General features: G+C 64.9%; 10 protein-coding genes. 7 read left to right on the plus strand and 3 right to left on the minus strand.

Going from position 1 to position 12,225, the window contains the following annotated elements; genetic code table 11:
• Positions 1-48 precede the first annotated feature (48 nt).
• From ahpF to katG, 3 genes are all read left to right on the plus strand, one after another.
• Positions 49-1,638, plus strand: coding sequence for an alkyl hydroperoxide reductase subunit F (gene ahpF / locus V6B15_RS11405; protein ID WP_334201238.1), 1,590 nt, complete (start codon positions 49-51; stop codon positions 1,636-1,638).
• Positions 1,639-2,019: 381 nt separating this feature from the next.
• Entirely contained in the window at positions 2,020-2,856 is an 837-nt protein-coding gene (locus tag V6B15_RS11410) for a hypothetical protein (RefSeq protein ID WP_334201239.1), read from the plus strand.
• A 143-nt stretch (positions 2,857-2,999) separates the two neighbouring features.
• Positions 3,000-5,216 (plus strand): catalase/peroxidase HPI, encoded by a 2,217-nt coding sequence (gene katG / locus V6B15_RS11415; RefSeq protein ID WP_334201240.1) that lies wholly within the window; start codon positions 3,000-3,002, stop codon positions 5,214-5,216.
• A gap of 267 nt (positions 5,217-5,483) precedes the next feature.
• Here katG and V6B15_RS11420 read toward each other — a convergent pair whose 3' ends face one another.
• The 3 genes from V6B15_RS11420 to V6B15_RS11430 are packed head-to-tail and all read right to left on the minus strand — an operon-like array spanning position 5,484 to position 7,902.
• On the minus strand, positions 5,484-6,041 hold the full coding sequence (locus V6B15_RS11420; RefSeq protein ID WP_334201241.1) for a Smr/MutS family protein: 558 nt from the start codon (positions 6,039-6,041) through the stop codon (positions 5,484-5,486).
• Entirely contained in the window at positions 6,038-7,222 is a 1,185-nt protein-coding gene (gene mltA, locus V6B15_RS11425; RefSeq protein WP_334201242.1) for a murein transglycosylase A, read from the minus strand. Before mltA ends, V6B15_RS11420 begins: the two co-directional genes overlap by 4 nt.
• A 26-nt stretch (positions 7,223-7,248) precedes the next feature.
• Positions 7,249-7,902: a Tim44/TimA family putative adaptor protein gene (locus V6B15_RS11430; RefSeq protein WP_334201243.1), complete on the minus strand. Its 654-nt coding sequence runs from the start codon at positions 7,900-7,902 to the stop codon at positions 7,249-7,251.
• Between the two features lie 252 nt (positions 7,903-8,154).
• Between V6B15_RS11430 and secB the strand changes: the two genes are divergently transcribed.
• From secB to V6B15_RS11450, 4 genes are all read left to right on the plus strand, one after another.
• Positions 8,155-8,691: a protein-export chaperone SecB gene (gene secB, locus V6B15_RS11435; RefSeq protein WP_253520134.1), complete on the plus strand. Its 537-nt coding sequence runs from the start codon at positions 8,155-8,157 to the stop codon at positions 8,689-8,691.
• A gap of 30 nt (positions 8,692-8,721) precedes the next feature.
• The gene (gene murJ / locus V6B15_RS11440) at positions 8,722-10,287 is read left to right on the plus strand and encodes a murein biosynthesis integral membrane protein MurJ (RefSeq protein WP_334201244.1); all 1,566 of its coding nucleotides are present in this window, start codon (positions 8,722-8,724) and stop codon (positions 10,285-10,287) included.
• Between the two features lie 30 nt (positions 10,288-10,317).
• Complete coding sequence (gene trpS / locus V6B15_RS11445) at positions 10,318-11,331, plus strand: tryptophan--tRNA ligase (protein ID WP_334201245.1); 1,014 nt, start codon at positions 10,318-10,320, stop codon at positions 11,329-11,331.
• Positions 11,332-11,496: 165 nt separating this feature from the next.
• Complete coding sequence (locus V6B15_RS11450; protein ID WP_334201246.1) at positions 11,497-12,201, plus strand: DUF4136 domain-containing protein; 705 nt, start codon at positions 11,497-11,499, stop codon at positions 12,199-12,201.
• Positions 12,202-12,225 lie beyond the last annotated feature (24 nt).

Here is a 12,225-nt window from a genome sequence, read left to right on the forward strand (position 1 = left end):
TCCCCGAATTTTCGAATGTCCGTTTCCCTTCCCGCCCGGAGTCCGCCCATGCTCGACGCAACGATGACCCAGCAACTCAAGACCTATCTCGCCAATCTGCGCGAGCCGGTCGAGCTCGTCGCCTCGCTCGGCGATGACGACAAGAGCGCGCAGACGCGCGAACTGCTCGAGGAAATTGCCGCGCTGCACGATCTCGTCAGCGCGAGCTTCGACGGAACCGACGAGCGCAAGCCCAGCTTCGTGATCCGCCGCGGCAGCGATGCGGAGAAATGGGTCCGCTTCGCAGGGCTGCCGATGGGGCACGAGTTTACCTCGCTGGTGCTTGCGCTGCTGTGGGCCGGCGGGCATCCGCCCAAGGTCGATGCCGACCTGCTCGAACAGGTCCGCGGGCTGGAGGGCGATTTCAATTTCGAGATGTATTTCTCGCTGTCGTGCCACAATTGCCCCGACGTGGTGCAGGCGCTGACGCTGATGGCGCTGGAAAACTCGCGCATCACCGCCACGCTGATCGAGGGCGGCACCTTCCAGGACGAGGTCGAGCGCCGCGATATCATGGCGGTGCCCGCGACCTTCCTCAACGGCGAACCCTTCTATAACGGCAAGCTCGAACTGGCCGAAATCCTCGCCAAGATCGACAAGGGCAGCGAAGCCAAGGCAGCCGAAAAACTGGCCGCCAAGGATCCGTTCGAAGTGCTGGTGGTGGGCGGCGGGCCCGCAGGCGCGGCGACCGCGATCTACACCGCGCGCAAGGGTTTCCGCACCGGCATCGCCGCCGAACGCTTCGGCGGGCAGTTGCACGATACGCTCGGCATCGAGAACCTGCCCGGCACGCCCTATACCGAAGGGCCCAAACTGGCGGGCGAGCTCAAGCGCCATGTCGGCGAATACGACATCGATGTGATGGACCTCGCACGCGCAGTGAAGCTGGTGCCTGCCAAGCAGGAAGGCGGCCTGCACACGGTCGAACTGGGCAATGGCGCGCGCCTGAAAGCACGCAGCCTGATCCTCGCGACCGGTGCGCGCTGGCGCAATCTCGGCGTGCCCGGCGAAGCCGAATATCGCAACAAGGGCGTCGCCTATTGCCCGCATTGCGACGGTCCGCTGTTCAAGGGCAAGCGCATCGCGGTCATCGGCGGCGGCAATTCGGGCGTCGAAGCGGCGATCGACCTGGCCAAGATCGTCGGCCATGTGACGCTGGTCGAATATGACGACAAGCTGCGCGCCGACGAAGTGCTGCAGGCCAAGCTGCGCAGCATGGACAATGTCGAGATCGTCACCAGCGGCCAGACGACCGAGATCACCGGCCGTGACGGCAAGGTCGACGGGATGATCGTAAAGGACCGCGCAACCGGCGACGAACGCCGTATCGAACTCGAAGGCGTGTTCATCCAGATCGGTCTCGTGCCCAATACCGAGTGGCTGCAGGACAGCGGGCTTGAACTGACCAAGCATGGCGAGATCGCCACCAACGAGGAAGGCCGCAGCAATCTGCCCGGTATCTTCGGGGCGGGCGATGTGACCGACGTACCGTACAAGCAGATCGTGGTGGCAATGGGCGAAGGTTCGAAAGCGGGCCTGTCGGCTTTCGACTACCTGATCCGCACCGAACCGGTCGAGGACATCGCGCAAGCGGCCTAGACTTCCGCCTTTCCCCTCCCTGACTTGCGAATATATAGAATTGAAGTAGTATTCGCGAGCTGGGAGGGGGGCAAATTGACGAATAATAGAAAATTTATATCGGCTTTGGCCGTGACGGCACTTGCCGCATCCTGCACTGGTTCCGGGGATGACGGGCGTGGCCCAGCTAGCGTACCGGTAGAAACCCCGACGCCCGTCCCCACGCCGCCGCCACCACCACCACCTCCTCCTCCGCCACCTCCACCGCCGCCAGTTCCCGATCCGCCACCCTCACCGACACCCACGTGGACGGGTTCGCCGGTCCTGCCGCCGCGCACAGGCGTACAGCCCGCTCAAATCGAGCCGACTGTCGCGGGAAGTTCCGGATACGATAGCTACGCGATGCTGGTGCAGGCCCATTCGGAGGCCGCAAACTGGCTCACCGGAGGCGACAGCGGCACGCTGACGGAAGAAGGGCTGCAGTCGATCCTGGGGGCGTGCGAGGAATTGAATGTCCGCCCCCGCGCTTGTGCTTCCAGAATTGTCAATCGTACCCGTCCCTTCGAGACCATGCGCGATGAGGCAGCTGCAGAGGCAGCACTGCTCTTGCGGGAATGCAGCGCATCGCAAACTCTCGGGGAATGCCGGCAGGATATCGAGGACGCCCGGTACGTCCGGGACCAGAACATCGGCCTAGCCGAACCGGCCACTCTCCAGATGCGCCAGTCCGAGCGGATTGATTGGCTGGTGTCGATAAAATCGACCGATCTCGGGTTCGATCCGGGTCGGCGCAACATCACCGTGCCCTCTCCGACCGAGGCCGATCCTGACCGCCGCGCACGCGTCGAAAACGCAATCGCCTATACCGAGAACACCTGTTTCGTTCTGGAATACGACCCGCAGGAATTCAACGTGGCGGCAGATCGCAGCTGCCCGGAATACCGGGGTGGTTCCATTCCCTACACCGCCAAGTGGAAGGTGAAGCCGCTGAAATCCGGTGAGCGGCAAATCTCCGTCAGTGCGGTGTATGTCCGCGATGGCCGCGAATTCGCCACTGCAACGGTCCCGCCCAGCCCGTTCAAGATTGAGGTGGAAGACTGGAAAATAGCGTGGATCAAGGATCTTGAACTGTGGCAGCAGCTCCTTGCCGCAGTCGGACTGATATTTACCACGGTAATGGGGTGGAAAATCTGGCAGCTGTTTCGGGGACGGAATAAATCCGGTCCAGGCGAGGCATAACGGGTCGTCCCGTGCTTCGCGCGCCTCGACGAGTGATCGCACAAGACAATCAATTCGACGCAATTAATCGATTGGACGAATTACAGGGATTGGCCCATTCCTTCATCTGTAAGATTTTCCGAGTCTAGATGGAGAGATGAACGATGGACGCTAAAACCGGTGAGATGAGTGGCTGCCCCTTCAGTGGCAACGGGGGCACGCGTGACCTCCTCGGTCGCAACAATCGCGACTGGTGGCCCGACCAGCTGCAGATCGAAATCCTCCAGACGGGCGGGCGCAATCCCGACCCGATGGGCGACGATTTCGACTATTGCGAGGCCTTCAACGCGCTCGACTATGCTGCGGTGAAACGCGATCTGACCGCGCTGATGACCGACAGCCAGGAATGGTGGCCGGCGGATTACGGGCACTATGGCCCGTTCTTCATCCGCATGGCGTGGCACGCGGCGGGTACCTATCGCACCGGCGACGGCCGCGGCGGCGCCTCGAGCGGGCAGCAGCGCTTCGCCCCGCTCAACAGCTGGCCCGACAATGGCAATCTCGACAAGGCCCGGCGCCTGCTGTGGCCGATCAAGCAGAAATACGGCAAGCACCTCAGCTGGGCCGACCTGTTCGTGCTTACCGGCAATGTCGCGATCGAATCGATGGGCGGGCCGGTGTTCGGCTTCGGCGGCGGCCGCAAGGACGTGTTCGAACCCGAACTGGTCTATTGGGGCTCGGAAGAAAAGTGGGTCGACGAGGGCGTCGAAACGCGCATCATCCCCGATGAGGGCAAGGCGCTCGAAAACCCGCTCGCGGCGATCCAGATGGGCCTGATCTACGTCAATCCCGAAGGCCCGGGCGGCAACCCGCACGATGCCGAGGGCATGGCGCGCGACATGCGCGAAACCTTCGCCCGCATGGCAATGAACGACGAGGAAACCGTCGCGCTGACCGCGGGCGGCCACGCCTTCGGCAAGTGCCACGGCGCAGCCCCGTCGGACACGTTCGGCGGCGGTCCCGAAGGCGAAGGCCTGCACTCGATGGGCTTCGGCTGGCTGACCGACCCCGAGGAAATCGGCAAGGGTCACATCACCACTTCGGGTATCGAAGGGGCCTGGACCCCCAACCCGACGCAGTGGGGCAATGACTATTTCCGCCTGCTGTTCAAATATGACTACGAGCTCACCCAGAGCCCGGCAGGTGCGAACCAGTGGACCCCGATCAACCCCGAGCCGGAGGACATGGCGCCTGACGCGCGGGACCCGAACAAGAAGGTCCCGACGATCATGACCACCGCCGACATGGCGCTCAAGCGCGACCCCGAATATCGCAAAATTTCGGAACGCTTCCGCGACGACCAGGCGGCGCTCGACGATGCCTTTGCCCGCGCGTGGTTCAAGCTGACCCACCGCGACATGGGCCCCAAGGTCCGTTACCTGGGTCCCGACGTCCCTGGCGAAGAAATGATCTGGCAGGACCCGGTCCCCGCCGGAACCACGCCTTCGGACAGCGCCGTGGCCGAGTTCAAGAAGGCCGTGCTGGGCAACGGGCTGAGCGTTCGCGAACTGGTCAAGGCAGCTTGGGCTTCGGCTTCGACCTATCGCAATTCGGACCATCGCGGCGGCGCCAACGGCGCGCACATCCGCTTCGATGAACTGAGGAACTGGAAGATCAACGATCCCGAGGAACTCGGCAAGGTGCTGGCCAAGCTCGACGAGCTGCGCGGCGATATCTCGATGGCCGATGCCATCGTCCTGGGCGGCGCAGCCGCGATCGAGAAGGCGGCCAAGGACGGCGGCTTCGACATCACCGTACCGGTCACCACCGGCCGCGGCGATGCCCGTGAAGACCAGTTCGATGCCGAGAGCTGGGAGCCGCTCGAGCCCTTCGCCGATGGCTTCCGCAACTATCTCAAGACCAAGGCCGAGGTGAAAACCGAGGATATGCTGGTCGACCGGGCGCACCTGCTCGGCCTGTCGATGCCCGAAATGACCGTATTGGTCGGCGGCATGCGCGCGCTGGGCGCAGTGTCCAAGCACACGCAGCACGGCAATAACATCGGCGTGCTGACCGAGCGCCCCGGCGTGTTGTCGAACGACTTCTTCGTCAACCTGCTTCACATGGGCACGGTCTGGGAAGTGATCGACGAGAGCGGCGACGAGGAATTCGTCGGCAAGTGCCGTCTCAAGGGCGATGTCAAATGGCACGCCACCCGCACCGACCTCGTCTTCGGCGCGAACTCGCAATTGCGCGCCGTCGCCGAAGTCTATGCCGAGAACGGGCACGAGCGGAAGTTCGTCGACGATTTCGTCGCGGCCTGGACCAAGGTCATGGACGCCGATCGCTTTGACATCATGTATCAGAAGTATCATAATTGATGGACAGACGGCCTGGCTGGTCGTCCACCGAGAGCCCCCGACCACGTGTCGGGGGCTTTTTTGTTGTCTTCTCAACAACTTGCCCGCGAATCGCCGCGAGTAGGTGAACGGGACCGAGCGCGGTCTGAAGGCAGCCCAAGCGGGCGCAAGCGGCGCCAGTGCCGCTACGAGCTACCTAACTACCCAGCTATTTCGCGCCTCTGGCGCACAATTTGTCACATTTCGTGGGTTGTTGCCCCGCGCAGTCGCCGGCCCTGGGCCGTCCGATCAGCGTTCGCGCTTGAGGACGATATATAGCGCGCCGTCGCCGCCATGGCGCTGGTGCGCGCGGCGTACGGCGGCGATGGCGGAATGGTGGCTCGAGGCGGCGAGCCAGTCGAGCACCTTGGCGCGGATTGCCCCGCGCCGCGACGCGCGGTCCGCCGCTTCGACCGGACGCGCTTTCCCTGTCACCAGCAGGATCGTGCGCGCCCCGATGGCCCGGGCCTGCGCCACCCCGCTCATCAGGCGGTCATAGGCGGCGTCGAGATTGTGGCCATGCAGGTCGAGCGTGAGCTCGGGCTGGAGTGTCCCCGACTTGAGCCGCCGGTCCCAATGCGAATCGAGCCCGCGGTCCTGCATCGCGACCGGTTTGGGCGGCGCTACCGGCGCGGGCCGGGGTGGCGCCACGGGCGCGCGCCTGACCGGCTTGGGCGGCGCGGGCGGTTTGGACGTGACAACCGCTTTCGGCTGCACCGGTTTGCGCGGATGCAGCGGGGCCACGGTGGCAGCCAGCTTTTCCCACGCCTCCGCCTCTTCGGAAGATAAACCGCGCGGGGAACTCACCGCCGAGTTTCAAGGCGGTCGAGCGTGCCGCGTGGCAGGAGTACCAGCGCCGACCCGCGCGCGCTCATGCCGCCCGCGATCTCGCGCGCATCGGCGCCATTGCCCCAGAAGGTATCGAAGCGGTTGGCGCCCTTGATCGCGCCGCCCGTATCCTGCGCGATCCACAGGCCGTCGGCGACCGGGCGATCCATGTCGAGGAAGACCGGCGCCCCGTAGGGGACGAACAGCGGATCGACCGCGACCGAGGCTTCGCGCCGCACGGGCACGCCGAGCGAACCCAGCGGGCCATCGGTGTTGAGTTCGCGGAAGAAAATCCAGCTCTTGTTGAGCCGCATGATGTCGCGGCCGTCGGCAGGATTGTCGCGGATATATTCCATGATGCCCTGCATCGAGGTGGCATAGGGCGTGCCCTCGCCGATCATCCCGCGTTCGCGCATGACGCGCCCGATGCCGACATATTCGCGCCCGTTCTGCGCCGCATAGCCGATCCGCATCAACTCGCCATTGGGCAGGCGGACCAGCCCCGAGCCCTGGATCTGGAGAAAGAAGAATTCGACCGGATCAGCGGCCCAGGCGATCTCGAGCCCGCGATTGGCCAGCGCGCCGAGCTCGATCTGGGTGCGGTCGTAGAACAGTACGAACTTGCCGCTGGCATCATACCGACCCAGCGGCGGCCGGCCGGTGCGTTCGCTTTCGGGCATGTCTTCGGGCCATGCGCGGACGAGTTCGGGCGGCGGGGCGTAGATCGGCACGTCATAGCCGGGCGCGCGCGTGCGGCTGCCGCGTATCTCGGGTTCGAAATAGCCGGTGGCGAAGGCCGCGCCATCGCCGACCCGCGCGGTTTCGAAATAGCTGGTAAAGAAGCGCCGCGCATCGGACACCGGCCAGCTTGTCGCGGCCTCGCAGGCGGGGCGCCAGTCCTCGGCGAAAGTCAGCCCGCTCTGGTCCTCGCGCGTGAGCACGGCCGGGCAGGATTCGAGGAAGGACACAAGCGCGGTGCCCGCATCATCGGGGGTAATTCCCAGCGCATCGACATCGACCCCGCGCACCAGCGGCGAAAAAGCGGCGCTGGATACGGTACCCGGCGGCAGCGGAACCGCCACTTTGGGCGCGGTGTCGGGCACCATGCGCACGCAGGCGGCCAACATCATGGTAGCCGCGATCACCAGCAGATAGCGCATTATCCCTCCCCGGGTTGCGCGGAGCGTCAGCCCTCGTCGGTCTCGTCGAGGATCCAGTTGGGATTGGCGGCACCGACATGGCGACTGAAAGTCCACACGTCGCGGCTTTCGATCGCATCGTCGAGCGAACCGGCGATGACGGTGCCGTCGCTGTCGCGTGTCACGGCAGCGATATCGGCGACGAACAATACCGCGATGCGCGCGGTACGGCCATCGAGTTCGGCCGATCGCACGGTCGCATCCTCGATCCGGATAAGGCGGTTGTCTAGCGTTTCGCCCGCTGCCTCGCGCGCGTCGATCGCACCGGCGAAGCTGTCATAGACATCGTCATCGGTCAGCTGGCGCAGCGTGTCCTTGTCGCCCTTCCAGAAGGCTTCGAGGATCACGCCATAAGCGCTCTTCGCCCCGTCGAGGAAGCCGAGCAGGTCGAAGCCCGGTTCGGCGGCGGCAATCGCGCGGATGCCCGCTTCATTGGCCGGGGCGCGGTTGTCGCCCGCGCGCAGCACCACCGGCTGACGGACCGCGCGCGGCGCATTGTCTGCCTGCGGCGGGGTATCGCTGCGTTCGAAGCGGTGCGGAATCGCCTCTTCCTCGTGCTCCGACCGGCGGCCGAGCACCGAATAGAGCCGCAGCCCGAGAAAGGCGGCGATCATGGCGAGGATAACGATCTCGGTGATCACGGTAATAACCTGCTTCCCAACTTCATTCCGGCGGCAACGCCCCCGGCAGTCCAACATTTGTCCTGCCCTAGATAGGAAAGAAATACAAACCGACAATGGTCCTGCGATGAACGGGACGCCGCCCGGCGTGCGGTCGCGGGCTGCGGATTGCTACGCGCGCCCGACAGTGCTAGTCGCGCGCACCGACGGTCCGGCGCGGCCCATGGCAGCGCGCGCGACCAGCAAAATCGGATAATTGGAAAGCGAATTCTCATGGCCGACGAAGGCGACGTTCTCACCGACCTCAACATGGATCCCGCAGCCGGCGCCAATGGGGCCGACACGCAGCCCAGCGCAGGCGTGATCTCGCAATATATCAAGGACCTTTCGGTCGAGAACCCGAACGCCCCGGCCTGCTTCCAGTGGACCGAGCAGCCGCAGCTCGACGTGCAGGTCAATATCGCCGCCGACAAGGTCGCCGACGATGTCCATGAAGTCACGCTCAAGGTGACCTGCACCGCCAAGACCAGCCAGGGCAATCTCTACCTCATCGACCTCGACTATTGCGGGTTGATGGGCATGCGCAACCTGCCGGACGAGCACGCTCATGCGTTCCTGTTCGCCGAAGCGCCGCGCATCCTGTTCCCCTTCGCCCGCCGCGTGATTGCCGATGCCAGCCGCGATGCCGGCTTCCCGCCGCTGATGCTCGATCCGATGGATTTCGGTGCGCTCTACCAGCAGCAGCTGGCCGCGCGCGCGCAGGAACAGCAGCAGGGCGAAGGCGCGATCCCGCCCGCCGGCGAGGCATAGGGCGCTGAACCGCAGCCGGGGCTCTGACGCGTGAGCCTGCTCAAGAACGTCGGGACGATCGGCGGGCTGACCGCGGTCAGCCGCGTGTTCGGCTTCGTGCGCGACATTCTGGTCGCGCGCGTGCTGGGCGCGACGCCGATGGGCGATGCGTGGCAGCTCGCGTTCATGCTGCCCAATATCTTCCGCCGGCTGTTTGCCGAGGGCGCCTTCGCCAGCGCCTTCGTGCCGCTGTTCAACCGGCGCATGGTCGAAGGGCGAAGCGAAGCGCAGCGCTTTGCCGAAAGCGTGCTGTCGATCCTGCTGCCGATCCTGATCGTGTTCGGCGCGATCGCGATGATGGTGATGCCATGGGTGGTCGCCTATTTCGCGCCCGAGGGGCTCGAACGCGATCCCGAGGCCTTGCCGATCGCGGTGATGATGGCGCAGATCACCTTCCCCTACCTGCTGTTCATGAGCCTCGCGACGCTGGTCGCCGCAGTGCTCAATTCGCTCTCGCGCTTTGCCGCGGCGGCGGCGGCACCGATCCTGCTCAACCTCTGCCTGATCGCCGCGCTGCTCTATGGCGCCTCGCTCGGCGAAGGCGTGATGGCGCGGCGCGAAACCGCCTTCTGGCAATCGGTCGCGCTCAGCGCGTCGGGGCTGCTCCAGCTGGTTTGGCTGTCGTTCTGGATGCACCGCGCGGGCTTCCGCATCCGCATGGTTCTGCCGCGCGTGTCGCCGGGGGTGAAGGAGCTGGGCATATTGATCGTGCCCGCAGTGTTCGGCGCGGGGATCTACCAGATCAGCCGCTTCGTCGACCTGTTCTTCCTCTCCACGCTGCAGGTCGGCAGCTATACCTATCTCGCAATGGCCGACCGTTGGAACCAGTTGCCGCTGGGCATCATCGGCATCGCGCTGGGCACCGCGATCCTGCCCGCGCTGTCGCGTTATCTCGCGCGCTCCGAAGATGCCGAGGCGCAGCGCCTGCAATCGAATGCGATCGAACTGGCGATGCTGCTGACCGTGCCGGCCGCGGTCGCGCTGTTCGTTGCGGGAAGCGCCTTCACCCGCGTGTTCTTCGCCGGCGGCGCGTTCAGCGTGGAAGACGCGATGATTACCGGCACGGTGGTCAGCGGGCTGGTCATCGGCCTGCCTGCCTATGTGCTGGTCAAGGTGCTGACGCCCAATTTCTTCGCGCGCAAGGACACCCGCACCCCGGTTTTCACTGCCGCGGTCTCGCTGGTGATCACGGTGGGGCTCAACATCCTGCTGGTCCCGCGTCTTGGCGTGCTGGCGCTGGCGATAGCGGGATCGATCGGCGCATGGTGCAATGTCGCGCTGCTCTATGCGATCCTTGCGCGGCGGGGCTATTTCCGCCTGCCCACGCGGATCGCGGGGCGCATCGTGCGGATCGCCATCGCCGCGCTGGCGATGGGGGCGGCGCTGTGGCTGCTGATGGACCCGCTCGATCCGTGGTTCGACGGCACGGTGCTCGAACGCACTGGCGGGATTGCCGCGGTGACATTGACGGGCAGCGCGGTCTACGGCATCGCGGCCTTCCTTCTGGGGGTCCTCGACCGGGACACGATCGCCCGGCTGCTGCGCCGCCAGACCTGAACTTGATTGAGAGAATTCATGCGCCCTGAAATGCGGGTAGTCTCCGGCATCCAGCCCACCGGCAATCTCCACCTCGGCAATTACCTCGGGGCGATCCGCAATTGGGTGCGCATGCAGGACGAGATGAAGGACGGCGAACAATGCCTGTTCTTCCTCGCCGATATGCACGCCATTTCCATGCCGCACACCCCGGCCGAGCTGCACAAGGCCACGCTCGAAATGGCCGCGGCGGTTGTCGCCTGCGGGATCGACCCGCAGCGCAGCGTATTGTTCAACCAGGCACAGGTGCCCGCGCATGCCGAGCTGCAATGGCTGCTCAACGGCACCGCGCGGATGGGCTGGCTCAACCGCATGACGCAGTGGAAGGACAAGGCGGGCAAGAACCGCGAAGGCCAGTCGGTCGCGCTGTTCGGCTATCCCGTCCTGCAGGCCGCCGACGTCCTGCTCTATCAAACCACACATGTGCCCGTGGGCGAGGACCAGAAACAGCATCTCGAGCTGGCGCGCGACATCGCGCAGAAGTTCAACAACGATTTCGCCAGCGAGGATGCGCCGGTCTTCACCCTGCCCGAAGCGATCACTCCGCCGCAGGCTGCGCGGATCATGAGCCTGCGTGACGGGTCGAAGAAGATGAGCAAATCCGACCCCTCCGAAATGAGCCGGATCGAGCTTGCCGACGACGCCGACACGGTAATGAAGAAGGTCAAGAAGGCCAAGACCGACCCCGAACCGCTGCCGAGCGAGGCCAAGGGCCTGGTCGGCCGACCCGAAGCGCTGAACCTGGTGACCATCTATGCCGCAGTCACCGATAAGACGGTCGATGCGGTGCTGGGCGAGTTCGGCGGCGAAGGCTTTGGCAAATTCAAGCCCGCGTTGGGCGAATTGCTGGTCGAGACGCTGCGTCCGATCTCGACGCGCTTCAACGAGCTGCTCGGCGATCGCGAGGCGCTCGATGCGATCCTTGCGCGCGGTGCCAGCCATGCGCGCGAGCTGGGCCGCCCGACGCTCGATGCGGCTTACACCGCGCTCGGCCTGGTTCGCTGACGCGCGCACCGGTGCAACATATGTGAATCGGGATATTCAATCCGGGTTCATCGACGTACCGCTAAATCCCCGGACATTCGCCGCTAATCCAGCGCGGCAGATTGGCGGGCTGCACGGGCGTGGAAAATCGTGTATTCCCCGCCCGTTACTCGAAAGGTATTGAGTATGACCAACCTGAAACAGGGTTGGGGGCGCAAACTCAAGCTCGCCTCCGTTCCCATGATCCTCGCGGGCCTTGCAGCCTGTGCCACCCCGTTCAAAGCGGATGTTTCGCGCTTCCAGTCGCAGCTGCCCGCCCCGCAGGGCGAAAGCTATGCCGTGGTTGCCGATGACCCGGCGCTCGCCGGCGGGCTCGAATTCGCGCAATATGCCGATCTCGTCGAAGCGCAGATGACGCGCCTCGGCTATTCGCAGGCGGCTTCGGTCGATGACGCATCACTGCTGGTGCGGTTCGACTACACGGTCGACAAGGGCCGCGAGCGCGTGCGTTCGACGGGCTTCCGCGATCCGTTCTATTCGCCCTGGTACGGCTACACCGCACGCGGCTACCGCGCGCGTCCGGGCTATTACAGCCCGCGCTATTACGGCAGCCATTGGGGCTACGGCTTCAACGATCCGTGGTTCGGCGGGCCCGAAGTGCGCAGCTACACCGTCTATACCAGCGGCATCGATCTGAAGATCGACCGCGCGGCCACCGGCGAGCGCCTGTTCGAAGGCGAGGCGCAGGCCGTCTCGACCTCGAACCGGCTGCAATATCTGGTGCCGAACCTGGTCGAAGCGATGTTCACCGACTTCCCCGGCAATTCGGGCGAAACGGTGCGCATCTCGATCGCGCCGGAAAAGACCACCGTGCGCCGGATTGAAGACTGACGATAGCTTCCCGGACGGGATGAT

Origin of the sequence: Qipengyuania sp. Mu-71, from assembly GCF_036867055.1 — a bacterium.
Classification (GTDB): domain Bacteria; phylum Pseudomonadota; class Alphaproteobacteria; order Sphingomonadales; family Sphingomonadaceae; genus Qipengyuania; species Qipengyuania profunda.